The organism is Longispora urticae (assembly GCF_053902585.1).
Genome location: NZ_JAQZSH010000046.1, coordinates 1 through 23352, shown reverse-complemented (window position 1 = coordinate 23352; position 23352 = coordinate 1). Strand labels below are relative to the sequence as shown.

Below are 23352 nucleotides of genomic sequence, written 5' to 3'. Positions count from 1 at the left end.
GGCGCGCACTGCTGTGACCAGGTAGGTAACCTCGGCAGGTGCATCTCAAGAGCCTCACGGTCAAGGGCTTCAAGTCCTTCGCCAACGCCACGACGCTCCGGCTGGAGCCCGGGATCACCTGTGTGGTGGGCCCGAACGGCTCCGGTAAGTCCAACGTCGTCGATGCCATCGCGTGGGTTCTGGGTGAACAGGGCGCGAAATCCCTGCGTGGCGGCAAGATGGAGGACGTCATCTTCGCCGGTACGACCGGCCGGGCCGCGCTCGGTCGCGCCGAGGTGACCCTGACGATCGACAACTCCGACGGGGCGCTGCCCATCGACTACACCGAGGTGTCGATCACCCGCCGGCTGTTCCGGACCGGCGAGAGCGAGTACGAGATCAACGGCGACTCCTGCCGTCTCCTCGACATCCAGGAGCTGCTCAGCGACTCCGGTATCGGCCGCGAGCTGCACGTCATCGTCGGCCAGGGCCAGCTCGACACCGTCCTGCACGCCAACCCCGAGCACCGCCGCGCCTTCATCGAGGAGGCCGCCGGGGTCCTCAAGCACCGCAAGCGCAAGGAGAAGGCGCTCCGCAAGCTCGACGCGATGCTCGCCAACCTCACCCGGATCGGCGACCTGGCCTCGGAGCTGCGCCGCCAGCTCAAGCCGCTCGGCAAGCAGGCCGAGATCGCCCGGCGGGCCGCCGGTATCCAGGCCGACCTGCGCGACTCCCGGCTCCGGCTGCTCGCCGACGACCTGGCCACCCTGCGCGGAACCCTGCACCGGGAGGTCGCCGACGAGACGGCCCTGCGGGAGCGCCGGGAGGTCGTCGAGGCGTCGTACGCGGAGTCCTCGGCCGAGCTGACCGGGCTGGAGAACGCGCTGGCCGCCGACGCGCCGGCGCTCGCCCGGGCCCAGGAGACGTGGTACCGGCTGTCGGCGCTCCAGGAGCGGCTGCGGTCCACGGCCCAGCTGGCCGCCGAGAAGCTGCGGTACCTGTCCACCGAGCCGGCCGACGAGCGCGCCGGACGGGACCCCGAACAGCTCGAGGCCGAGGCGCAGAAGGTCCGCGAGCAGGAGAACGGGCTCCGCGAGGCCCTGGAGGAGGACGAGGAGCGGCTCAAGGAGTCCGTCTTCGCCCGCCAGGAGCTGGAGGTCCGGCTCCGCGAGGCCGAGCGCGCCCTGGTCACCGCCGCCAAGGCCGTCGCGGACCGCCGCGAGGGGCTCGCCAAGCTGTCCGGCCAGGTCGGCGCGGTCCGCAGCCGGGTCGCGGCGGCCGCCGAGGAGCTGACCCGGCTGACCACCGCCCTGAACGAGGCCCGGACCCGGGCCGAGGACGCTGCCGTCGCGCTCGCCGAGGCCCAGGGCGAGGGCGAGGCCGTCGACGAGGGCGACGCGGACCTCGACCTGCGGCACACCGACGCCAAGCAGGCCGCCGACCTGGTGTCCGCCCGGATCAAGGAACTGACCGACGGGGAACGCGCCGCCGAGCGGGAGGTCTCCGGCTGGAAGGCGCGCGCCGAGGCCCTGGAGCTGGGGCTGCGCCGCAAGGACGCGGCAGGGGCGCTGCTCGCCGCGGCCCAGCGCACCCCGGGCGTCCTGGGCAGTGTCGCGTCCCTGCTGACCGTCGAGTCGGGGTACGAGGCCGCGCTGGCCGCCGCCCTCGGTGGGCTGGCCGACGCGGTGGCCGTGGACTCGGTCGACTCCGCGACGGCGGCGATCACGCTGCTCAAGGGCGACGACGCCGGGCGGGTGTCGTTGCTGGTCGCGGGCACGGTGCCGGCGGCGGTCCCCGGCGGCCGCCCGGCCCTGCCCGCCGGCGCGCGCTGGGCCCTCGACGTCGTGCGCGCCCCCGCGAGCCTGGGCGACTCCGTGGCCGCCGTACTGCGCGGCTTCGCGTTCGTCGGCGACCTGGCCGCCGCCCGCGCGCTGGTCGCCGAGCACCCCGGCCTGACCGCCGTCACGACCGACGGCGACGTCCTGTCCGCCGGGCACGCGGCAGGCGGCTCCGCCAAGGCCCCGAGCCTCCTGGAGGTCCAGGCCGCCGTGGACGAGGCCCGGCTGCGCCAGGCGGAGTTCGAGGAGCGGGCCGCCGAGCTGGCCGAGCAGCTGGAGGTGGCCCGCGAGGAGCTGGCCGTCCGGCGCGAGGCCGTCACCGCGGTGGCCAACCTGCGCCGGGAGGCCGACGCGCAGCGCAACGCCGTCCAGCGCCGGCTCGCCGAGCTGGGCGCGGCCGCGCGCAGCGCCCAGAGCGAGGTGGACCGGTACGCGGCGTCGTGGCAGAAGGCCGAGGCCGCCCGCGAGCGCGACCTGACCGGGCTCGCGGAGCTGGAGGAACGGCTCCAGGCGGCCGAGGACCTGCCGGTGGACGAGGACCCGTCCACGGAGGAGCGCGACTACCTGGCCTCCGCCGCCCAGGCGGCCCGGCAGGGCGAGATGGAGGTCCGGCTCGCCGTCCGGACCGCCGAGGAACGGGTACTGGCCCTGTCTGGCCGGGCCGAGGGGCTCGCCCGCCAGGCCCGCCAGGAACGTGCCGCCCGGGAGAAGGCCGCCGAGCGCCGGGCGGCCCGCGAGCGCGCGGCCCGGGTCGCGCACGCGGTGTCCCTGGGCGCCGGGATCGCCCTCGACCGGATCGGCGGCTCGCTGAGCGTCGCGACGGCCGAGCGCGAGGAGGCCAGTACGGCGAAGGCGCAGCGGGAGCAGGCGCTGGTCGGGGTGCGCGCCCGGGTCCGGGAGCTGTCCGGCGAGCTGGAGCGGCTGACCAGCCAGGTGCACCGCGACGAGGTGGCGCGCGCCGAGCAGCGGCTCCGGATCGAGCAGCTGGAGGCCAAGGCCGTCGAGGACTACAGCATCGAGCCGACGGTCCTGCTGGACGAGTACGGGCCGCAGGCGCTGATCCCCGTCGAGGACGGCGACCCGGTGCCCTTCGAGCGGGCGGTGCAGGAGAAGCGGGCCGCGCGCGGCGAACGTGAACTGGCGCTGCTCGGCAAGGTCAACCCGCTGGCGCTGGAGGAGTTCGCGGCGCTGGAGGAGCGGTACAAGTACCTGTCGGATCAGCTCGAGGATCTGAAGGCGACCCGCCGGGACCTGCTGACCGTGGTGAAGGACGTGGACGACCGGATCCTGGAGGTGTTCCGCGACGCCTACGAGGACACGGCGCGGGAGTTCCAGATCGTGTTCCAGACCCTGTTCCCGGGCGGCGAGGGCCGGCTCGTGCTGACCGACCCCGACAACCTGCTGATCACGGGCGTGGAGGTCGAGGCCCGGCCGCCGGGCAAGAAGGTCAAGCGCCTGTCGCTGCTGTCCGGCGGCGAGCGGTCGCTGACGGCCGTGGCCCTGCTGTGCGCGATCTTCCGCGCCCGGCCGAGTCCGTTCTACATCATGGACGAGGTCGAGGCCGCCCTGGACGACGTGAACCTGGGCCGGCTCCTCGACGTGATGCGGCTGTTGCAGGACACCAGCCAGCTCATTGTCATCACCCACCAGAAGCGGACAATGGAGATCGCCGACGCGTTGTACGGCGTCACCATGCGTGGCGGTGTCTCGCAGGTGATCAGCCAGAAACTCAAGGAAGCGTGAGTGGTCGGACGGCCGCTCCCGCCGGTTTGATCCATGAACTAGGAGACACAGTCGTGAGAGACGCCTGTAAAGCACTGCTGATCGACTTCGACGGGGTGCTCCGCTTCTTCTCGATCGAGAGGCTGGCGGCGGTGGAGGAGCGGCACGGGCTGCGCGCCGGGGCGCTGCCCGAGATCGCGTTCCACCACAGCCTGCTCAACCCGCTGGTGGAGGGCGAGATCACGCACGCCGACTGGGAGCTGCTGACCGCCGAGGCGCTGCACACCCTGGCGTGGCCGACCCCCGAGAACGGGCCGGACGACCGGCTGGCCCGGGCCCGGGCGGCGGTGGCCGACTGGCAGTCCGACCGCGGTGAGATCGACAAGGTGCTGCTGGAGTTCGTGCGGGAGGTCCGGGCCGCCGGGGTGCCGGTCGCGCTGTGCACGAACGCGTCGGACCGGCTCGACGCGGACCTGGCCGAGCTGGGGCTGGAGAAGGAGTTCGACGTGGTCGTGAACTCCTCGGCGATCAAGTTCCGCAAGCCCGACAAGGCGTACTTCATCGAGGCGTCGGCGATGGTCGGCGTACCCCCCAAGCTGTGTCTGTTCGTCGACGACAACGACCGGATCATCAACGGGGCCCGGGTCGCGAACATGGCCGCCTACCGGTTCAACAACCACGCTGACCTGGACTATCTGCGGGTCGCGCTGGGGCTGACGCGGGCGGGCCGGGACTGACGAGCGGGACCTGACGCGGGGAGCCGCGCACCCGGACACGGAGGGCATTGAGCCCCGTCACCGTTGTGAACCCCCTCTCCATGGGGTGACTACTGTACCGACCGGACGGTACAGTCATCCCATGACTCGCGGACGGATCCTGGACGCCGCCGAGGCGCTGCTCGTGGAGCAGGGCACCGGCGCGTTCACGCTGTCCGCCGTCGCGGAGCGGGCCGGCGTCAGCAAGGGCGGCCTGCTCTACCACTTCAAGTCCAAGGAAGCCCTGGTCCAGGCCCTGGTCGAGCGCCTGGTCTCCGAGTTCGACGCGGCCATCGAGTCGCACTTCGAGGGCTCCTACGCCCGGGCGTACGTCAACGCGACCTTCGAGATCGTCGCCGGCGACCCGGCCGTCACCGGTCGGCGCTGGGCGGTCGTCACGGCCGCCGCCACCGACGCCGGGATGTCGGAGCCGCTCCGGATCGCCTTCCGCCGCTGGCACACCCACCCCGACTCGGGGAACGAGGTGACCAGCCAGCTCGTCCGGCTCGCCGCCGAGGGGGTGTGGGAGGTCTGCCACATGGCCCCCGGCACCTACGACGCGCAGCGGCTCGCCGAGCTGCGGCAGCGCCTGCTCGACCTGATCTGAACCAACGCTCTCCAGCCGTCACCCGCGTGGGTGACGGCTGCTACCCGTGCAGGGAGGTACACGATGATCAACCGCGCCCGTTGGGGCACCACACTGACGTTCGCACTGGCAGGTCTCCTGATGGGGGTGTGGGTCACGCGTATCCCCGCGCTGGCCGCCACGTTCGGCCTCGACGCCGGCCAGGTCGGCGTCGCCGTCCTCGCCTGGGGCGTCGGCGCGCTGGTGGCCATGCAGTCGATGCGCGCCGTGATGCTGCGGTTCGGCAGCCACGCCGTGCTCCGGTTCGCCACCCCGCTGACCGCGGCCTCGCTGGTCCTGGTCGCGCTCGCCCCCAGCTATCCCGTCCTGCTCGCGGCCGTCGTGGTCTACGGCATGGTCTTCGGGATGATGGACATCGGGATGAACTCCCAGGCCGTCACCGTCGAGCAGGCCCACGGCGGCTCGATCATGAACGGGATGCACGCCGGCTGGAGCGTCGGCGCGCTCACCGGCGGCCTGCTCGGGGCCGGTACCGCCGCGCTCGGGCTGACCTTCGCCCAGGCGCTGCTGGGTGCCGCCGCGATCGGCGTGCCGGCGGCCCTCGCGCTCGGCTTCACCTACCTGCCGGACGCGCGGGGCGCCAAGGTCGCCGGGTCCGGGCCGCGCCCCCGGCTGCCGCGCACCGTGTACCTGATCGGCGCGCTGGCGTTCGCGGCGTTCCTGGTCGAGGGCTCGATCGCGGACTGGTCGGGGCTGTACCTGACCAGGGACCTCGGGTCCACGGAGGCCGTCGCCGCGCTCGGGTACCCGCTGTTCGAGTTGTCCATGATCATCGGGCGGCTGTTCGGGGACCGGCTGCGCAACCGGTTCGGCACCCGCAACATGCTCGTCGGGTCCGGGGCCGCCACCGCGCTGGTGCTCGTCGGGCTGATCGCCGCGCCGGGGCCGGTCGGCGGGCTGACCGCGCTGTTCGTGGTCGGGTTCGCGATCTGCACCGTCATCCCGATCACGATGTCGATGGCCGGGACCATCGGCGGGGCCCAGTCGGGGGCTTCCGTGGCGCAGGTCGGGGCCATGGGGTACACCGGGCTGCTGCTGGGGCCGGTCGTGCTCGGGTTCGCCGCCGACCACTCGAGTCTGCGGACCGCGTTGTGGATCGTGGTGGGGGTGTCGGTGGCGATCGCGGTGGGGTCGCGGCTGACGCGGCCGGGGACCGTGGTGCCCAGCTCCGCCGAGGATCGGGAGCTGGTCAACGCCTAGAAACCCTTTTCGAGGGGTACCGCTCGCGGCGTGCGCCGGGCACATTCCAGACCCGTGTGACGGGTACGGGGTGTGCCCAGCCGTCGTTCGGGGCCTGGCGGGGCCGTCGGTGGTGGGTCATGGGGTGTTCGCGGTTGTGCGGCCCTGCGGCGCGGCCGGGGGAGAAGGACGGCTGCGGAGGTGGGGCCGGCGTGCGGAGCGCGCCGGCGGGGTGCGCCGGACCGGCTACGCGGGCAGGGCGGCCTTCTGCTGGCGGGACAGGTCCGTCAGGCCGAGGGCCAGGAGCGCCTGCGCCGCCGTGTACGTGACCATCACGCCCGCGTCGAGGAGCGTGTCCGCCCGGCCGCCGTCCGCGCCGCCCGCCTGCCGGTAGCGCCGGACGCCCACCAGCAGGTCCGAGGCCACGAACAGGGCGCCGCCCGCCGCCGCCCGGGCCGCCGAGGAGTCCCAGCCCGGGTTCCGCTCGCCGCCCCGGCCGCGCAGGTCCAGGGTCGCCGCGCCCACGGCGGTGAGCAGGCCCGCGTACCCGAGGCCGGCCAGCGCCTCGCCCCACCCGGTGCGCCGGGCGACCTTCGGCAGCACGGCGGCGAAGCCGGCGAGCGCGAGCGCGTACGGGGCCGCCAGCCACGGCCGGTAGCTCAGCATGCCCGGCCGCTCGCCCAGCTCGTGCACCGCCGCCAGGTAGTTCACGTGCGCGCCCGCGAACGCGCCCGCCCCGGACAGGAACGCCAGCCGGCTCGACCCGAGCAGGGCCGTGTCCCCGGCCGCCGACAGGGTCAGCGCCGTGCCGATCCGGCGCTGGGCCGGGCTCGGGTCGGGGTCGGAGACGGCCGCCGCGAGCACCGGCATCAGCGCCGGCTTGGTCAGCCGGCGGGCCTTCGGCTTCCCCGCGAGGATGGCCAGCGTGTCGAGGACCGCCAGGCCGGCGTAACCGATCAGATTCCCCCGCGGGGTTACTTTGTTCACAAAGCCGGCCAGCGGCGCCCGTCCCAACATGTGACCATCCTGCCCCAGTCCCGAGCAGCTATCGGTGACCGGGCGGGCGTCTGTCAGGATCTTCTCCATGGACTTGTGGGTTTACGCCGTCATTCTCGGGGTCGTGCTGCTGCTGGGCGGCGCGGGACTGGTCGTCGCCCAGCGCTCCCGGCGGGCCGTCGAGGCGCCCCCGACGCGCCCGGAGCTGCCCCCGCGGGCCACCCCGGAGGAGCCGACCGGGACCGGGTCGGCCCCCACTCGTACCCATGACATCGGCGAAGCCGCTCCCGCGCCCGCACCGGTCGAACGACCGGAACCCACCGCGGGTCGGCTCGTCCGGCTCCGGGCCCGGCTCGCCCGGTCGCAGGGCACCCTCGGCAAGGGCCTGCTCGGCCTGCTGTCCCGCGACCGCCTCGACGACGAGGTCTGGGACGAGATCGAGGAGACCCTGATCACCGCCGACGTCGGGGTCGAGGCCACCGGCGAGCTCGTCGCCCGGCTCCGCGAACGCACCCGGGTACTCGGCACCAAGACCGCCTCCGAGCTGCGCGCCCTGCTCGCCGAGGAGCTGACCGCCGCCCTGGAACCGGGGATGGACCGCTCCCTCAACAGCGCCCGCGAGGGCCGGCCCGCCGTGATCCTCGTCGTCGGCGTCAACGGGGCCGGCAAGACCACCACCTGCGGAAAGATCTCCCGGGTACTCATCGCCGACGGCCGCACCGTCCTCCTCGGCGCGGCCGACACCTTCCGGGCCGCCGCCGCCGACCAGCTCGCCACCTGGGCCGGCCGGGTGGGCGCCGAGATCGTCCGGGGTCCCGAGGGCGGCGACCCCGCCAGCGTGGCCTTCGACGCCGTCAAGCGCGGCATCGACACGGGCGTCGACACCGTCCTGATCGACACCGCCGGCCGGCTCCAGAACAAGGTCGGACTCATGGACGAGTTGGGCAAGGTCAAGCGGGTCGTGGAGAAGCACGGCCCCGTGGACGAGACCCTCCTCGTGCTGGACGCGACGACCGGTCAGAATGGTCTGGCACAGGCGCGCGTGTTCACCGAGGCGGTGGACGTCACCGGCGTCGTGCTGACGAAACTCGACGGTACGGCCAAGGGAGGCATCGTGATCGCGGTCCAGCGTAAACTCGGCATCCCGGTCAAGCTCGTCGGCCTGGGTGAGGGCCCGGACGACCTGGCCCCGTTCGAACCCGCCGCCTTCGTGGACGCTCTGCTGGGGGACTGACGTTGACGCAGCAGGAGATTCCGCTCTACGGCGGGAACACGTCCACGGTCGTCCGGATCGGCGACACCGTGCGCCGCAACACCGGGCCGTGGACCCCTGCTGTGCACGCGCTGCTCCGCCATCTCGACCTGGTCGGGTTCACCGGAGCGCCCAAGGCGTTCGGCATCGACGAGCAGGGCCGCGAGGTGCTCTCGTTCACCGAGGGCGAGTGCGGGGAGTATCCGCTCAAGGAGCACTGGGTCACCGACGAGGCGCTGGTGACCGTGGCGACGATGCTCCGGATGTTCCACGACGCGCAGTACGGGTTCCGGCCCCAGCCCGGCGCCGTGTGGCGCTCGTTCGGCCCGCCGCCGCCCGACACCGAGATCGTCTGCCACCACGACGCCGCCCCGCACAACGTGATCTGGCGGCCCGACGGCACCCTGTCCCTGATCGACTTCGACCTGGCCTCGCCGGGCGCCCGGATCTACGACGTCGCGTACGCCGCCTGGACCTGGGTGCCGCTGTTCTCCGACCGCGACTCGGTGACCCTGGGCTGGAAGCGGCCCGACCGGCCCCGCCGCCTGCGCCTGTTCGCCGACGCGTACGGCCTGATCCCCCGGGACCGGCACCGCCTGGTCCGGACGATCCGCAAGCGCATCGTGGACCACGTCGAGGGGATCCAGCGGATGGCCGGCGCGGGCGACCCCGCGTTCGTCCGGATAGTCCACAAGGGGCACCTCCGCCGGCCACTGCGCGACCTGCAGCTCATCGACCACGAACGACCGGTGCTTGAGTACGCGTTGCGCTAGCAAAACGGGCATATCACCGTTTGGGGCAACTGCTCTTGATCTAGGGTTGCACGGGTCGGTTAGCCTGGGCGGCAGATGGCTGGAGAGCAGCTCCGGCCGCAGGTCAAACTCCTTGGGGGTGTGATGACGACCGGCAATGGCGTGAACGTCGATCACAGCACTCTGCACTCCGGCGCCAATGACGTGCGTGGCGTGCGGACCGATGTGCAGGGTCTGCTGAAGAGCCTGAAGGGCGTCGTGGAACACGACCTCGCCCCCGCGTGGCAGGGCAACGCGGCGGCGGCCTTCCAGCGGCTCATGGAGCAGTGGAACGGCGACGCGACCACCCTCCTCCAGGCGCTGGCGGACATCGCGGACCTCCTCGACAAGGCGGGCACGACCCACTCCGTCAACGAGGAGAACAACCAGAAGATCGTGGACCAGATCCACAACGCGCTGAGCCCGAACCGGTAAGGGGGGACGACGAGCATGAGCATCAAGGTCAGTTACGAGGTTCTCGAGCACGCGACCGGCGAGATCAAGAAGCTCTCCGGTCAGATCGACGAGAAGCTGGACACCCTGCGTCAGGGTCTGCAGCGCATTCAGTGGGACGGCAACGACCGCGAGGCGTACAACCAGCACCAGAAGAAGTGGGACGACTCGGTCAAGGACCTCAACGCGGTCCTCGCCCAGATCGGTGCCGCGGTCGGTATGGCCAAGCAGAACTACATGGACACCGAAATGCAGAACTCGAAGCTCTGGAACAACTGATCACGGGCGTGGCCCCGGCCCCGTGTGGGCCGGGGTCGTCCGTGTGAGCACCTGAGAGGAGGAACACGCAGATGAGCAACCTCTACGAGAAGACCTCCGGCATGTCCGTCGACATGTCGACGTTCGCGGGTCTGGTCAGCCGGCTGGAGGCGATCAACAACTTCATCAAGGACGACATGATGAAGACGATGCTCGCCGAGATCCAGAAGGCCGAGCAGCCGGCCGGCGGCGGCACCCTCTTCGGCACCTCGTCGGACGGCGCTCTCCTCAACCGCAAGGTCGGCGAGGCGCGGGTCGCCGCCACCGGGGAGATCACGACGCTCCAGACCATGGTCGAGCAGATGATCGGTGTCACGAAGAAGATCGAGCAGAACTACAAGACCGCCGAAGAGCGCAACCACCAGGACGCGAAGGCGATCGAGCGGGTGTTCGACGAGGTCAAGCCGCCGCCGGTGGCTCCGGGGGCCCAGGTGCCGCCGACGCAGGCCGGCACGACCTCGGTGCCCGGCTACGGCCAACAACCGAAGTAGGAGACGAGTCGCATGGCAAAGTGGGAGGACCACGTCAGCCAGATCTCGGCGGACAGTCGCCCGTCCAGCGTCGAGGATCTGGCCGCGAAATGGAAGACCCTGAACGAGGCTGTCCAGAGTGTCTACCGCGAGCTGTTCGAGGTGCGTCAGCTCACGAACAACGACTTGTGGCGGGAGGTCACTCCCGACGAGGAGAAGCGCATGATGCGCGGCAACTGGAGCCCGCCGCAGGGCAAGCGTTGGTCCGGCACGGGCGCCGACGCCTACCGCGCGCACCTGGAGAAGATCGAGAACGCCTTCCTCGATCTGGAGATCCGCGGCTTCGGCTTCCAGAGCTCGTTGGAGCGGTGCGGCGGCATCCTGCGGACGGCCGTCGCCACGATCCCGGTCCCGGTGTTCGAGCGCCGGATCCTCCCCAACGGCACCGACATCGAGGGCGTCGTCGACACCGGGCGTAACACCGGGGTGCGGAAGGACGCGTTCAGCCACGGGCTGTACGAGGACAAGGCCAAGGGCAAGTGGTACTACGGCAACGGCTTCGCCGACTGCACGATCGCCCGGCTGAAGAACGACGGGAAGACGGACAACGACGTCGTCAAGGGTGACAAGGTCACCGAGACGAAGGTGCTGTACAACCCGGAGCGCGACACCAAGGCCGTCCAGGAGTGGTGGACGTCGAACGACGCGATCGCGAGCGGCGCCGCCTCGACCTTCTCGACGAACGCCTACTCGGAGTCCCCCAAGCTGACGCTGGGGGAGCCCAAGGAGAAGTTCGCCGCGCCGACCACCAAGGAGAAAGCCGACGAGACCGGCGGCCCGGGTACCGGTGGTGGCGGCGGTGGCGGTGGCGGTGGTGGCGGCGGCCTGCCCAAGATGCCGGGCACCGGGACCGGTGGTCTCGGTGAGGACGGCAAGCCCAAGGGCTGGGAGAACACGCCGTGGGAGAACAAGACCACGCCGTGGGAGAACAAGACGACCCCCTGGGACAACCAGACGACGCCGTGGGAGAACAAGACCACGCCCTGGGACAACCAGACCACCCCCTGGGAGAACAAGGCCTGGGACAACAAGGACGGCTCCATCGGCGGCCTGGCCGGCGGTGGCGGCGGTGGCACCTTCGGTGGTGGCGGCGGTGGCGGCCTGGGCAGTGTCGGCACGGCCGGCGGCGGAGGTGTCGGTAGCGTCGGCTCGGGTACGTTCGCGCCGGGTGCGATGGGCGCGGGGCTGGGCGGTGGCCCGGTCGGACCGCTCACGGACCCGATGGCGGCCGTCCGCGGCGCCAGCTCGGGCACGTCCGGCATGGGCGGCATGGGCATGATGGGCGGCGGCATGGGTGGTGGCATGGGCGGCGCCGACGCGTCGGCCGCGGAGACCACCTGGCTGCGCGAGGACGAGGACCCGTGGGGCTACGGCGACGGGGACCTCCCCGAAGGCGTGCTCCGGTGATCTCTGCACGACGAGTGCTGGCGGCGGTGGCCACGGGAGTGGTCGCCGCCGCACTGGCCGTTCCGGGCGCGGCGATCGCGGAACCGACCCTGCGCGAGAAGCAGTGGTATGTGGACGCGCTCAAGATCCCCGACATCCACAGCAGGGGCGTGACCGGCAAGGGCGTCACGGTGGCGGTCCTCGACTCGGGGGTCGACGCCGAACACCCGAGCCTGTCCGGCCAGGTCCTGCCCGGGCTCGACCTCACCGGCGAGGGCACGGACGGCCGTAAGGACGTGCAGGGCCACGGCACGCACATGGCCGGCATCATCGCGGCCAAGGGCGGCACCGGCCCCAACAACGTGCTCGGCATCGCGCCCGGCGCGAAGATCCTGCCGATCCGGATCGCAGTCAAGGACGACCTCGCCAAGTCCGATGTCACCGCCCAGGCGATCCGCGCGGCGGCGGACCGGGGCGCGAAGGTGATCAACATGTCCTTCGACGCCCAGGGGCTCCCGCCGCAGGTCCTCCAGGACGCGGTGCGCTACGCGCTGGACAAGGACGTCGTGCTCGTCGCCGCCGCGGGGAACCGCAGCGCGGGCGACAGTTTCGTCGGCTTCCCGGCCAACACTCCCGGGGTCATCGCCGTCACCGGCCTCGACAAGCAGGGCGCGTTCTGGTCCGGCTCCGTCCAGGGCCCGGAGTCGGTGCTGTCCGCCCCGGCCGAGCGGATCACCAACATCGACTCGCGTACCGTGCCGGACGCGACCGGGTTCGCCACGGGCGACGGCACCAGTGACGCGTCCGCGATCGTGGCGGGCACCGCGGCGCTGGTCCGGGAGAAGTTCCCGAGCCTGAACGCCGTCAACGTGATCAACCGGCTGCTCGCCACGTCGGAGGACATCGACCCGAAGGGCCGCGACCCGCAGTACGGCTTCGGTCGGGTGTTCCCGATGCGCGCCGTCACGGACCCGGTTCCGAACGTTGCGACGAACCCGCTGCTCACCGCCCAGGCGAGCGCCACGCCGAGTGCGAAGCCGAGCGGTGCGGGGTTCCCCGACGAGCAGCGGCCACCAGCCAACGGGGCGGAACAGACCGAGGGCTCCAGCCCGGTGCTCTGGATCGTCCTCGGCGTCGTACTGGTCCTCGTCATCGCCGTGGTGGTCTTCCTGGTGCTGCGCCGGGGACGGAAGTCCCCTCCGGCCGCGCCCCAGGGCGGACCGTTCCCGGGCGGACCCGGACAGTCCGGGGGTTGGCCGGCGGCCGAGCCCGGGCAGGCCCCGCACGCGGGGACCGGCTGGCCGCAGGGACAGCCCGGCCAGGAGCCCCGGACCCAGACCGGGTTCCCGCAGCCGCCGGCCGGTCAGGGTTGGCCGCAGCCGCCCCAGGGTGGCACCGGCGGACCTCCGGCGGCGCACCCCGGCGCGGCACCGCAGTCCGGCGCCGCACCGCAGCCCGGTCCGGCCCAACCGCCCGGTGGGGCACCGCCGGCCAGGCAGGGCTGGCCGCCGCCCCCACCGTCCGGCTTCCCGCCGGAACAGCGCTAGGTCCGCCATGAACACCCTGGCCCCGCAGATCCTGCAACCCCCGGCGGTCATCCTCCAGCCCACGACACTGTGCAACCTGGACTGCACCTACTGCTACCTCCCGCTGCGCCGACAGCAGAACACCATGTCGACGGACGTGCTCGACGCGGTGGCCGCCGGCATCGCCGGATGGTGCGAACCGGACCCCGTCGAACTCGTCTGGCACGGCGGCGAACCACTCCTGGTGGGGGTCGCCGGGCTGGACGCCATGATGGCCCGGTTCGACGGCCTCAACGTCCGGCACAGCATCCAGACCAACGGGGTGCTCGTCGACGACGCGTGGTGTGAGCTGTTCGCCCGCAGGCAGGTGACCGTCGGCGTGAGTGTCGACGGGCCGGAGGAGGCCAACGGGTACCGGGTGAACCTCGCCGGCAAGTCCTCCTGGGAGCGGACGATGCGCGGCGTGCGGGTCCTGCGGCGCAACGACATCCGGTTCAGCGCGATCGCGGTCGTCTCGCACCCGTTCGCGGCCGAGGCGGCGGAACTGTACGACTTCTTCGCCGGGCTCGGCTGCTACTCGGTCGGGTTCAACATCGAGGAGCAGGAGGGCGTCAACACCCGGCGCGCCGACCGCTCACCGACCCGGATGGCCGACTTCTGGGCGGCGCTGGCCGCGGCCTGGCAGGCGAACCCGGTGATCGAGGTCCGCGAGCTGTCCCGGGCGATGCGCCACCTGGGGGGCACACGGTCCGCCGGTGACCGGCCGATCTGGGTCGACCCGCTGCCCACGGTCGGCTACGACGGCTCGGTGACGCTGCTGTCCCCGGAGATGGCCGGGTTCGACTCCCCGGAGTACGGCGACTTCTCCTGCGGCAACGTGCTGCACACCCCGCTACCGGACCTTGTGGACGCCGGCCTGCGGGAGCGGTGGCCCACCGAGTTCATGGCCGGGGTGGCGAAGTGCCGGGACACGTGCCCGGCGTTCGACTTCTGCGGGGGCGGGCACGCGGGGAACAAGTTCTTCGAACACGGCCGCTTCGACGTGACCGAGACGGACTACTGCCGCAGCAGCAAGATCGCGCTGCTGCGCGGGGTGGGCCGGGTCACCTGAGTCCGCTGGGCGGCCGGTGGCCCCGTGGGCGGTCCCGGATGCGGCCGCGTGTGTTTGGTGGGCGAACGGGGCCGGCCGGCAGCGTGCCGGGTCGCGGGAGTGCCGGCCGGTCGACGGCTGGGCTCCTGGATTCGAGGGCGGCCGAGGTGGGAGCGCGGCGGCGCGGTCTTCTCGGCGGGTGAGCCGGGCGATCATCTTCGCCGCGCGTGGTCGTGGTGATGCCGGCCGCGCCCCGTGCCTCGGAGGCGGAGTGTCGGCCGTGTGCGCGAGCAGCAGGTGCAGCTGGTGCAGCGCGATCCGGGTCCCGACGTGCACGGCGGCTCAGCCGACCAGCACTTCGCGCAGCCGCACGGGCCGTGGTCGTGGTCGAGGAGTCCACGCTGGCCTGAGAGCCGGGCGGACGACTCGGGTCGACGCGATCGGCGGCGCGGACGTCACCGCACGCAGCGACCTCGGTGTGTGCCGACGTAGCCCGGTGGCGCTGGCGTACTCGAAGGCCCGGCGATCCAGGATGTGTCCCACGCGCTGCCACTGGGCACGGTCGGGATGTTCCGCGGGCCGGATACGACGACGCTTGTGCGCGCCGGACCGCGCGGGCCTCCCCGACGCAGTCCCTTTCCCGCCCGTCGCCCACTGAGCGACGCGACGCCGCGCTCGGCGCCCCCGATCGGGGCCGACGCGACCCCGTTTCCCGCTCAGTGTGTCGCGATCAGGTCTACGCGGTTGGTTCCGGCCCAGTGTCGTGGTCAGGTCCGCGCGTTCGGTTCCGGGCCTGTGCTGTGCTCAGGTCCATGCGTTCGGTTCCGGCACTGTGTCGCGATCAGGTCTACACGTTCGGCTCCGGCCCAGTGCCGCGACCAGGTCCACGCGGTCGTTTCCCGCCCAGTGTGCCGCGACCAGGTCCACGCGTCCGCTTCCCACTCAGCGCCCGCCGGCCCGCCCGACGCGACGCCGGGCACGCGCCGCGCGATCAGCCCCCACACAACCCCGCCTCGCCCCTCAGCGCCCCGGATCCGGAGCGCTGAGGGGCGAGCGGGGTCTACTGCCCGGCGCCGCGCCGCGCCCGCCGGATGTCCAGCACGAAGGCCAGCACGAAGGCCACGAACAGCGCCCCGGCCAGCGTCAGGTTCAGCGTTCGGGGGGTGTCCACGGACAACAGTCCGCCGAAGGTGACGCAGCCGGCCACGGTGACGATCAGGCCCGCGAGGTGGGTGCGCACGGCGGTCCCGAACGAACTCCCCGCGGTCGAGGCCAGCAACCAGATGACGTTGATGGCGGAGAAGACGAACACGACCCACATGACGAGGCTCAGTCCACTTGCCTTCACGCTGGTTTCCTTCCGGCCGCTGGTCGGACCATCGTACGGTTACGCCGGCTTCTTCATGTAGAAGTCGGGGTCGTGCGTCCAGGTGATCTTGATGTCCTTGAAGTCGCGGTCCGTCCGGGTGTCGACAGCCTTGGTGTTCACGCTGAACCCGCTGGTGGTGTCGTTGGACATCGTCACGCCGATCTGGGCGAGGAACGCGAGCAGCGCGGTGATGATGATGCCCCACGCCGAGTACGTGATCGTGCTGGAAGCGATCCCGAGTGCCGTCGCGAGCGCGATCGTCGGCGGGAAGTACTGCATCGGGATGGCCACGATCGCGATGATCATGGCCGGGATGGTGATGACGGACAGCGTGTCGATCGAGTCCTGGAACATGGCCCGGACCCGCTCGATCTCCATGCCGTTGCGGAGGAACGCGGTACGCATCGCGGCGGACTCGTTCTTGAGGTTGCGGATGAAGTCGTCGAAGGCCCCGCGGTCCGCTGCCGTCCAGACGTCCTCGGGCAGGTGCTGACCCTCCCAGTCGTTGAGCTGCTGGACGATGGAGCCGTGGTCGTCGGGGCCCATGTAGTCCGCGGCCTTGGCCCAGTTCGTCGCGGCGTCGAGCGCGGCCTTGTCGTCGTACTGGTCGAGGATGATCGAACCGGCCAGCAGGAGCAGCGCGCCCGCGATGGCGGCCCAGTTGCCCATGGTCAGCCGGGACAGCGCGCCCAGCCGGCCGGCGGGGGCGGGCGGGATGGGCGGGCGGGGCAGGAACCTGCCGGTCGCCGGGTCGCGTGGTTGCGGTGCCGTGGCCATCAGTTGTCCTCCTTCTTGACGACCCAGGGCTGGTCGGACCGTTCCCAGCTGTTCGCCACGATGCCGAGCTTCTCCGCGGTCTCCTGCAGCTTCGCGATGCCGTCCTTCAGGTTCTTGAGGTGCACGTCGACGACGTGGTTGTGCGCCTCGACGGTGCCGCGTCCGAGGAGGGACAGCGTGTTGGAGCCCAGCTTGCACAGCTGGAGAAGTTCCTGGGCGTTGTGGAGCGCCACGACCGGGCCGCCGTCGTCGCTGGTGAGTTTGGCGGCGGCCCTGCGGATGCCGGGAACGTTGACTGCGTCAACCATGGGGTGACTCCTCTCTGTGCGGTGGCTACTTCAGCCCGAGCTGGCCGCGAAGTTCCAGGGGCAGGTCGAGGCCCATCTCTTTCAGGTACGCGTACGGGTCGTACTCCCCGGACTTGAGCTTCTGGTACAGCTCGGGGTCGCCCATCGCCTCGCCCATCATCTGCTCGTGGGCCTCGTCGAACTCCCCGTACGCCTGGGTCATGGCGGCCTGGACGCCGTCGGCGATCGTGAACGAGTCGCCGCGCATCGCCCGGCCGTTGATCTGGATGTCCACGCAGCGCCCGGAGCCGTCCAGCGTCACCTCGATGAGGCCGTCGGGACTGGTCCCGGTGACCCGCATTTCGGCCCGGGCGACCTCCATTTCCTTGAGGCGCCGCTGTGACTCCTCCGCCTTGCGCAGCATCGCGTCGACGTCGAAGCCCCTGCTGAAGGCCGCAATTCCGGAGATATCCATACAGCTGTGTCCCTTTTTCGGTATCGCCATGATGATCTTGCCGCTTCCGCACGAGATTACAGACCACGGTCAAGCGTCGATCCCGCGCGTGGCGGCTCCTGGTAACACGCCCGAAACAACGCGTCACCTGAGCGAAATCGATCAGGTTCTGTGCGTGAAACACCCGCCCGGTTAGCTTCAGCCAGCCGGTAGCAGGGCAGTGTCGCCCCCTTGAGCCGGAAGTTGTGGCTACGAGAGGAGCGGCGCATGCCGCCGATCAACGCGGGTGACACCGCCTGGGTGCTCGCCTCGACCGCCCTGGTGCTGCTGATGACACCGGGGCTCGCCCTGTTCTACGGCGGCCTGGTCCGAGGCAAGAGCGTCCTCAACATGATGATGATGAGCTTCTCCACCGTGGGACTCGTCAGCGTGCTCTGGGTGGCGTACGGCTACAGCGTCGCGTTCACCACCGACAGGTACCAGGGGCTGTTCGGCGGCTTCGAGGCCCTCGGGCTGCGCGGGGCGCTCGACGGTACGACGGGCGTGGACGAGCACAAGATCCCGGTCCTGGCCTTCGCGGCCTTCCAGCTGATGTTCGCGATCATCACCCCGGCGCTGATCAGCGGGGCGATCGCGGACCGGGCCAAGTTCGGCTCCTGGTTGCTGTTCGTGGGCCTGTGGGCGACGATCGTGTACTTCCCGGTCGCGCACTGGGTGTTCGGCGCGGACGGCTGGATCCTGAGCAAGCTGAAGGCGTTCGACTTCGCCGGCGGTACGGCGGTGCACGTCAACGCGGGTGCCGCGGCCCTGGCGCTGTGCCTGGTGCTGGGTAGGCGGGTCGGCTGGCCGAAGAAGGAGTCCTTCAAGCCGCACAACGTACCCATGGTGCTGCTCGGCGCGGGTCTGCTGTGGTTCGGCTGGTTCGGCTTCAACGCCGGTTCGGCGCTGGCCGCCAACGGGCTGTCCGCGATGGCGTTCATGAACACGCAGGTGGCGACCGGTGCGGCCCTGCTCGGCTGGATCGTGGTCGAGTGGCTGCGCGATGGTAAGCCGACGGCCGTGGGTGGCGCGTCGGGTGCGGTCGCCGGCCTGGTCGCGATCACCCCGGCCTGTTCGACGGTGGAGCCGATCGGGGCCATCGCGATCGGCCTGATCGCCGGTGCGGTGTGTGCCCTGGCCATCGGGCTGAAGTACAAGCTGGGCTTCGACGACTCCCTCGACGTGGTCGGCGTGCACCTGGTCGGCGGCGCGGTGGGCGCCCTGCTGATCGGCCTGTTCGCCACGACCCTGTCGGGCGGCACGGGCGACATCGACGGCGTGCTGTACGGCGGCGGGTTCGCGCAGCTCGGCAAGCAGGCGGTCGCGGTGGCGGCCGTCGCGGCGTACTCCTTCGCCGTGACCTGGCTGTTGGGCTGGGCGATCGAGAAGACCGTCGGGTTCCGGCTCAGTCCCGAGGCCGAGGCCGAGGGCATCGACACGGCGGAGCACGCGGAGAGCGCGTACGAGCTGACCACGACCGGGGGCGGCAGCGCCTTCGCCCTGGCCGGCATCGCGCCGAGCCCCGCACCGAAGAAGACGGACGTGCCGGCGGCCCAGGCCGCACCCGAGGCCGAGAAGGTTGGAGCCGAGTGAACATGAAGCTCATCACGGCGGTGATCAAGCCGCACCAGTTGGAGGCGGTCAAGGAGGCCCTCGCGGCGCTCGGCGTGGCCGGCATGACGGTCAGCGAGGTGCAGGGTTACGGCCGACAGAAGGGCCACACGGAGGTGTACCGGGGCGCGGAGTACACCGTCGAGTTCGTGCCGAAGATCCGCCTGGAGGTGGTGATCGACGAGTTCGACGCCGCGAAGGTGGTCGACGCGCTGGTCACCGCCGCCCGGACGGGGCGGATCGGGGACGGCAAGGTCTGGGTCACGCCCGTCGAGGACGTGGTCCGGGTCCGTACCGGCGAGCACGGCCTCGATGCCCTCTGAGTCCGAGGGGCGCACAGCCTCCGGCGGCCAGGGCCTGCGGGACCTGATCGCCGGGGCGGCCGTCGGGGAGCGGGCCGAGCTCCTCGACGGCTGGCTGGCGGGGCTCCTGCCACCCGGGGGCGGCGTCGCGCTGGTCGCGGTGGGGGGCCTCGGGCGGCGGGAGCTCCCGCCGTACCCGGATGTGGACCTGCTGCTCCTGCACGACGGCTGGCCGGGGATCGGGACGGTGGCCGACCAGGTCTGGTACCCGATCTGGGAGCAGAAGGTGCCCCTGGACCACGCGGTGCGCACCGTCGAGGAGGCGCTCGCGGTCGCCGACCAGGACGTGAAGGCGGCGCTCGGCCTGCTCGACGCCCGGCACCTGGCCGGGGACCCGGCGCTGACGGCCCGGCTGCGGGGCGTCGCGGTCGGCAGCTGGCAGCCCAGGGCCGCGCACCGGCTGTCGGCGTTGCGGGAGGTCACCGAGGCCCGGTGGCGCGACCGGGGCGAGCTCGCGTTCCTGCTGGAGGGCGACCTGAAGGAGGCCCGGGGCGGGTTGCGGGACGCCACCACGCTGCGCGGGATCGGCTACGCGCAGATCGCCGACACGCCCCGACCGGCCGCGCGGGCCGCCGCCGCCCGGCTGCGGGAGACCCGGGAGGCGCTGCACCACGCGGCGGGCCGGCGGTGCGACCGGCTGCTGGCGGAGCTGCGCGAACCCGTCGCGGACCTTCTGGGGGTACCGGACCGGGAGGCGCTCCTCCGCCGGGTGTCCGAGGACGCGCGCACGCTGGCGTACGCGGCCGACGACGCGTGGCGGGCCGTCGACCGGTGGCGGGCCCGCTCCGGGAAGCCGGGGCCGAGGCGTCCGCTGGCCGACGGCGTGGTCGAGTCCGGGGGCGAGGTCCGGCTGGCCCGGGCGCTGCGACCCGACCCGGTCCTGCCGTTGCGGGTCGCGGCCGCCGCGGCCACGCGCAGGTTGCCGATCGCGACGAGCACGCTCGACTGGCTCGCGAAGAACTGTCCGCCGCTGCCCGAACCCTGGCCCGCGAGCGCACGCCAGGCCTTCCTGACGTTGCTCGGCGCGGGTCCGGCCCTGGTGGACGTGTGGGAGGCGTGCGACCGGGCGGGGCTGGTGACCCGGTGGCTGCCGGAGTGGGGCCGGGTGCGGTTCGCGCCGCAGTACGACCCGGTGCACCGGCACACCGTGGACCGGCACCTGATCGAGACGGCGGCGACGGCGGCCCGGTACGCGCACGAGGTGACCCGGCCGGACCTGCTCGTCCTGGGAGCGCTCGTGCACGACCTGGGCAAGGGCCTGGGGGCCGTCGGGGACCACTGCGTCGCCGGGGTGGCCCCCGCGGCGCTGGTCTGCGCCCGGATCGGCCTGTCGGACGCCGACACGGGAGTGGTCACGAACCTGGTCCGGTACCACCTGCTGCTGGCGGACGTGGCCACCCGGCGCGACCTGGCCGACCCGGCGACCCTGCCGCCGGTGGCCGAGGCCGTGCGGAACACCGACCAGCTGGACCTGCTGTACGCGCTCACCCTGTCCGACGCGGCGGCCACCGGGCCGGGCGCGTGGTCGGACTGGAAGGGCAAGCTCGTCGCGGAACTGGTCGGGCGGGTCAGCGGCTACCTGGGCTCCGGCCCGGTGCCGGCCCCGGGGCTGCCCGATCCGGCGCGGTTCGCGGGCGGGCCGCTGCCGGTGGTGACCTGGCGGGACGGGTTGGTGTCCGTGCTGGCCCCGGACCGGCCGGGGCTGCTCGCCGCGGTCGCCGGCTGCCTGGCCCGGCACCGCCTCGACGTGCTCGGCGCGACGGTGTCCTCCTCGGCGGGGGGCTCGGTCGGGGACGAGGGACCCCGGGCGCTCGTGGAGTGCGAGGTGCGGCCCCGGTACGGCGACCCGCCGACGCCCGGGCTGCTGCTCGACGCGCTCCGCCGGGCCGTGCTCGCCGGTCCCGAGGAGCCCCGGCCGGCGGAGTCGCCCGGGGACGTCCGGCTGCGCTGGTGCCACGACGCGACAGACGCGACGATCCTGGAGGTCCGGGCCACCGACGCGCCGGGGCTGCTGCACCGGATCACCACGGCGCTCGCCGAGGCGGGGGCGGATGTGCGCACGGCACGGGTCGCCACGTACGGCGCGGCGGCGGTGGACGCGTTCTACCTGGTCGGGGAGTACTCCCGGGCCGAGGTGGAGAAGGCGGTCACCGCCCGGGTCGGGGCCTGAACGACGGCCCCACGAGGTGGGGCCGGTGTCCGGTGGGGCCGCCGAACAACAGGGCGGGCCCCACCGTGGGACAGGACGGTGTCAGGAGTTCGGCCAGGGGCGCAGCGCTTCCAGCTGCGTCACCAGCCGGCGCAGGAAGTCGCGGACCGCTTCCTCGCTGTGCGGGTTCTCCGAGCCGGTGGTGATCGGCTCGGACTGGGCGAGCGCCTGGAGGACCGCCGGCAGGTAGACCGCCGGCCCGTCCGCGAGCATCCGGCGTTCGACGATGGCCTCGGCCAGCTGCGCCGGGGCGGGGTCGGCGAGGCCGGGTGCGGTGATCAGCACGTACAGGATCTCGTTGACCGGCGCGTGCCAGGACGGCGTCATCTCTCGTTACCTCTCATCGGAACATGGGGCTGCGGCCGTGGCCGGGGCCCTGGAAATCATAGATCGGCGGACGGACGCCGTTGCGGGTGAACTCCTGCGCGAGTTGGCCCATGTGGTGCGGCTCCGGCCGGTAGTGCCCGCTGGCGGCCGTCGCGAAGTTCACCTGGCCGTTGGTCACCGACAGCTCGCCGGCCGCCGCGACCGGACCGCCGTTGGCCAGCGTGGAGTGGTGGAACGCGCCGACCTCCTGGTAGTTGGACGCGTACATGTTGCCCCGGCTGTCCATCACGAAGATCGCCCGCCGGTCGCCGCCGGAGGCCCACACCGAGGTGCCGTTGCGGGTGTCGAACGGCTGGCCGTCGCGCGCGCTGCGCAGGACGCCCTGCTTGTCGAAGAACACCCGGTGCTGCTCCAGCTCCTCCGGGGACAGCCGGCGCACGACCTTGCCCTTGAAGTACGCCTTCGGGTGGCCGGGGGCGGACTCGTACTTGTACTGCGGCTGCATGTGCTGCGGGTGCGGGTACCGGGGTGTGTCGTGCGGCCCGGGCACCCCGTGCGGCCGGCGCGGACCGCCCCTGCCGCCGCGCAGCCACTTCGCGATCGGCTCGAACAGGCCGGCCTTGCCCCGCTTAGCCACCGAGAATGGCCATGATCGCGAGGTTCAACACCTGGTCGAGCAGGATCTTCGTGATGATCTTGAAGATCGGGATCTCCAGCAGGGAGGCCCCGAACGTCACGAACGCCGTCGCGATGGCCTGCGCGACCTGGATCGCCAGGATGATCAGCTGGATCACCACGGAGATCTTCAGGGCGATGACGACGCCCGCGCACACGTACAGCCCCGCGCCGATCAGGGTCGCCGCCGTGCTGCCGTCCTCCAGGTTCTGCTTCGCGGACTCCCGGCCCGACCAGTTCGCCCGGAACTGGTCGACCGCCACGTCCTTGTTCCCGGACCAGACACCCTGGGCGTGGCCGTCCGCCTCGCCGACCGTCGGGCCGAGCTTGTCGGTGAAGCCCATCCAGTGCCCGCCCATGTCGAACAGGGTGCCCTCCTGACCCTCGGGCCAGCTGAAACCGAGCATGCCGAGCAGCGACGTGAGCTCCCCCGGCAACATCATGCCCTTGGACACGTCAGACCTTCCTTTCCCCCGCGCGGTTCACGTCGTCCTCGTTGCCCTGCTCCGTGCCCCGGTAGTTGGCGCCCATGGCCTTCAACCGCTCGCCGGCGGAACCGACGTCGGCGGCGTTGTCCGTGTAGCTCTCCATCGCGAGCTCGGAGATCACCTGGTAGAACATGCCCATCAGCGAGCCCAGGTCGTCGCCGCCGAACGGGTCGCCGTTGCCGTCGAGCTGCCCGTTGAACGCGGCGATGTCGGTGTTCATCGTCTGGGCGGCCAGGTTCATCCGGTCGCCCGACATCATGATCCCCTCGGGATCGATGACGCCCGCGTCGTAC

The 23352-nt window shown here is 72.0% G+C and carries 24 protein-coding genes; 15 read left to right on the top strand and 9 right to left on the bottom strand.

Annotation, left to right across the window (positions count from 1 at the left end):
* The first annotated feature begins 38 nt into the window (after positions 1-38).
* The 4 genes from smc to PT931_RS32175 all read left to right on the top strand — a co-directional run bounded on the left by smc (position 39) and on the right by PT931_RS32175 (position 6140).
* Complete coding sequence (gene smc, locus PT931_RS32190) at positions 39-3560, top strand: chromosome segregation protein SMC (protein ID WP_456249488.1); 3522 nt, start codon at positions 39-41, stop codon at positions 3558-3560.
* A 53-nt stretch (positions 3561-3613) separates the two neighbouring features.
* The gene (locus PT931_RS32185) at positions 3614-4276 is read left to right on the top strand and encodes an HAD family hydrolase (RefSeq protein ID WP_456249487.1); all 663 of its coding nucleotides are present in this window, start codon (positions 3614-3616) and stop codon (positions 4274-4276) included.
* A 121-nt stretch (positions 4277-4397) separates the two neighbouring features.
* The gene (locus tag PT931_RS32180; RefSeq protein WP_456249486.1) at positions 4398-4901 is read left to right on the top strand and encodes a TetR/AcrR family transcriptional regulator; all 504 of its coding nucleotides are present in this window, start codon (positions 4398-4400) and stop codon (positions 4899-4901) included.
* 63 nt (positions 4902-4964) lie between these two features.
* On the top strand, positions 4965-6140 hold the full coding sequence (locus PT931_RS32175) for an MFS transporter (RefSeq protein WP_456249485.1): 1176 nt from the start codon (positions 4965-4967) through the stop codon (positions 6138-6140).
* Positions 6141-6365: 225 nt separating this feature from the next.
* Here PT931_RS32175 and PT931_RS32170 read toward each other — a convergent pair whose 3' ends face one another.
* Entirely contained in the window at positions 6366-7136 is a 771-nt protein-coding gene (locus tag PT931_RS32170; protein ID WP_456249484.1) for a lysoplasmalogenase family protein, read from the bottom strand.
* Between the two features lie 67 nt (positions 7137-7203).
* On the opposite strand from PT931_RS32170, the gene ftsY reads away from it, so the two are divergent.
* From ftsY to amcB, 8 genes are all read left to right on the top strand, one after another.
* Positions 7204-8349: a signal recognition particle-docking protein FtsY gene (gene ftsY / locus PT931_RS32165; protein WP_456249483.1), complete on the top strand. Its 1146-nt coding sequence runs from the start codon at positions 7204-7206 to the stop codon at positions 8347-8349.
* Between the two features lie 2 nt (positions 8350-8351).
* Positions 8352-9140, top strand: coding sequence for an aminoglycoside phosphotransferase family protein (locus PT931_RS32160; protein WP_363728403.1), 789 nt, complete (start codon positions 8352-8354; stop codon positions 9138-9140).
* A 123-nt stretch (positions 9141-9263) separates the two neighbouring features.
* On the top strand, positions 9264-9593 hold the full coding sequence (locus PT931_RS32155; RefSeq protein ID WP_456249482.1) for a WXG100 family type VII secretion target: 330 nt from the start codon (positions 9264-9266) through the stop codon (positions 9591-9593).
* 15 nt (positions 9594-9608) lie between these two features.
* Positions 9609-9890 (top strand): WXG100 family type VII secretion target, encoded by a 282-nt coding sequence (locus PT931_RS32150; RefSeq protein WP_456249481.1) that lies wholly within the window; start codon positions 9609-9611, stop codon positions 9888-9890.
* Positions 9891-9961: 71 nt separating this feature from the next.
* Positions 9962-10420, top strand: a complete 459-nt coding sequence (locus PT931_RS32145) for a hypothetical protein (RefSeq protein ID WP_456249480.1) — start codon at positions 9962-9964, stop codon at positions 10418-10420.
* Positions 10421-10432: 12 nt separating this feature from the next.
* A complete protein-coding gene (locus PT931_RS32140) occupies positions 10433-11866 on the top strand; it encodes a hypothetical protein (protein ID WP_456249479.1) in 1434 nt (477 codons plus the stop codon).
* Positions 11863-13392: a type VII secretion-associated serine protease mycosin gene (gene mycP / locus PT931_RS32135; protein WP_456249478.1), complete on the top strand. Its 1530-nt coding sequence runs from the start codon at positions 11863-11865 to the stop codon at positions 13390-13392. Before PT931_RS32140 ends, mycP begins: the two co-directional genes overlap by 4 nt.
* A gap of 7 nt (positions 13393-13399) precedes the next feature.
* Positions 13400-14482, top strand: a complete 1083-nt coding sequence (amcB, locus tag PT931_RS32130) for a cyclophane-forming radical SAM peptide maturase AmcB (protein WP_456249477.1) — start codon at positions 13400-13402, stop codon at positions 14480-14482.
* 1039 nt (positions 14483-15521) lie between these two features.
* Here the strand turns inward: amcB and PT931_RS32125 are convergent.
* From PT931_RS32125 to PT931_RS32110, 4 genes are read right to left on the bottom strand one after another with little or no spacing between them, the layout of a single operon-like run.
* Positions 15522-15809 carry a hypothetical protein gene (locus PT931_RS32125; RefSeq protein ID WP_456249476.1) on the bottom strand — a complete coding sequence of 96 codons (288 nt, stop codon included), beginning with the start codon at positions 15807-15809 and terminating at the stop codon, positions 15522-15524.
* Positions 15810-15848: 39 nt separating this feature from the next.
* Entirely contained in the window at positions 15849-16607 is a 759-nt protein-coding gene (locus PT931_RS32120; protein ID WP_456249475.1) for a hypothetical protein, read from the bottom strand.
* Positions 16607-16915: a hypothetical protein gene (locus PT931_RS32115; RefSeq protein WP_456249474.1), complete on the bottom strand. Its 309-nt coding sequence runs from the start codon at positions 16913-16915 to the stop codon at positions 16607-16609. Before PT931_RS32115 ends, PT931_RS32120 begins: the two co-directional genes overlap by 1 nt.
* Before the next feature lie 25 nt (positions 16916-16940).
* A complete protein-coding gene (locus PT931_RS32110; RefSeq protein ID WP_456249473.1) occupies positions 16941-17369 on the bottom strand; it encodes a YbaB/EbfC family nucleoid-associated protein in 429 nt (142 codons plus the stop codon).
* Positions 17370-17615: 246 nt separating this feature from the next.
* Between PT931_RS32110 and PT931_RS32105 the strand changes: the two genes are divergently transcribed.
* The 3 genes from PT931_RS32105 to PT931_RS32095 are packed head-to-tail and all read left to right on the top strand — an operon-like array spanning position 17616 to position 21530.
* Entirely contained in the window at positions 17616-18980 is a 1365-nt protein-coding gene (locus tag PT931_RS32105) for an ammonium transporter (protein ID WP_456249472.1), read from the top strand.
* A 2-nt stretch (positions 18981-18982) separates the two neighbouring features.
* Positions 18983-19321 (top strand): P-II family nitrogen regulator, encoded by a 339-nt coding sequence (locus tag PT931_RS32100; protein ID WP_197007560.1) that lies wholly within the window; start codon positions 18983-18985, stop codon positions 19319-19321.
* On the top strand, positions 19311-21530 hold the full coding sequence (locus PT931_RS32095) for a [protein-PII] uridylyltransferase (RefSeq protein WP_456249471.1): 2220 nt from the start codon (positions 19311-19313) through the stop codon (positions 21528-21530). Before PT931_RS32100 ends, PT931_RS32095 begins: the two co-directional genes overlap by 11 nt.
* Positions 21531-21611: 81 nt before the next feature.
* Here PT931_RS32095 and PT931_RS32090 read toward each other — a convergent pair whose 3' ends face one another.
* The 4 genes from PT931_RS32090 to PT931_RS32075 all read right to left on the bottom strand — a co-directional run.
* Complete coding sequence (locus tag PT931_RS32090) at positions 21612-21896, bottom strand: hypothetical protein (protein ID WP_456249470.1); 285 nt, start codon at positions 21894-21896, stop codon at positions 21612-21614.
* A gap of 13 nt (positions 21897-21909) precedes the next feature.
* A complete protein-coding gene (locus PT931_RS32085; RefSeq protein WP_456249469.1) occupies positions 21910-22533 on the bottom strand; it encodes a hypothetical protein in 624 nt (207 codons plus the stop codon).
* Positions 22526-23026 carry a WXG100-like domain-containing protein gene (locus PT931_RS32080; protein ID WP_456249468.1) on the bottom strand — a complete coding sequence of 167 codons (501 nt, stop codon included), beginning with the start codon at positions 23024-23026 and terminating at the stop codon, positions 22526-22528. Before PT931_RS32080 ends, PT931_RS32085 begins: the two co-directional genes overlap by 8 nt.
* A gap of 1 nt (position 23027) precedes the next feature.
* The coding region (locus PT931_RS32075) for a hypothetical protein (RefSeq protein WP_456249467.1) at positions 23028-23352 on the bottom strand (325 nt) is incomplete at its 5' end.

Coding starts and splice junctions, on each gene's coding strand:
- amcB (WP_456249477.1), top strand. CDS start 13,400: ATGAACACCCTGGCCCCGCAGATCCTGCAACCCCCGGCGGTCATCCTC.
- PT931_RS32150 (WP_456249481.1), top strand. CDS start 9,609: ATGAGCATCAAGGTCAGTTACGAGGTTCTCGAGCACGCGACCGGCGAG.
- PT931_RS32155 (WP_456249482.1), top strand. CDS start 9,264: ATGACGACCGGCAATGGCGTGAACGTCGATCACAGCACTCTGCACTCC.
- PT931_RS32090 (WP_456249470.1), bottom strand. CDS start 21,896: ATGACGCCGTCCTGGCACGCGCCGGTCAACGAGATCCTGTACGTGCTG.
- PT931_RS32105 (WP_456249472.1), top strand. CDS start 17,616: ATGCCGCCGATCAACGCGGGTGACACCGCCTGGGTGCTCGCCTCGACC.
- PT931_RS32115 (WP_456249474.1), bottom strand. CDS start 16,915: ATGGTTGACGCAGTCAACGTTCCCGGCATCCGCAGGGCCGCCGCCAAA.
- PT931_RS32170 (WP_456249484.1), bottom strand. CDS start 7,136: ATGTTGGGACGGGCGCCGCTGGCCGGCTTTGTGAACAAAGTAACCCCG.
- PT931_RS32120 (WP_456249475.1), bottom strand. CDS start 16,607: ATGGCCACGGCACCGCAACCACGCGACCCGGCGACCGGCAGGTTCCTG.
- PT931_RS32180 (WP_456249486.1), top strand. CDS start 4,398: ATGACTCGCGGACGGATCCTGGACGCCGCCGAGGCGCTGCTCGTGGAG.
- PT931_RS32100 (WP_197007560.1), top strand. CDS start 18,983: ATGAAGCTCATCACGGCGGTGATCAAGCCGCACCAGTTGGAGGCGGTC.
- PT931_RS32095 (WP_456249471.1), top strand. CDS start 19,311: ATGCCCTCTGAGTCCGAGGGGCGCACAGCCTCCGGCGGCCAGGGCCTG.
- PT931_RS32145 (WP_456249480.1), top strand. CDS start 9,962: ATGAGCAACCTCTACGAGAAGACCTCCGGCATGTCCGTCGACATGTCG.
- ftsY (WP_456249483.1), top strand. CDS start 7,204: ATGGACTTGTGGGTTTACGCCGTCATTCTCGGGGTCGTGCTGCTGCTG.
- PT931_RS32110 (WP_456249473.1), bottom strand. CDS start 17,369: ATGGATATCTCCGGAATTGCGGCCTTCAGCAGGGGCTTCGACGTCGAC.
- PT931_RS32175 (WP_456249485.1), top strand. CDS start 4,965: ATGATCAACCGCGCCCGTTGGGGCACCACACTGACGTTCGCACTGGCA.
- PT931_RS32140 (WP_456249479.1), top strand. CDS start 10,433: ATGGCAAAGTGGGAGGACCACGTCAGCCAGATCTCGGCGGACAGTCGC.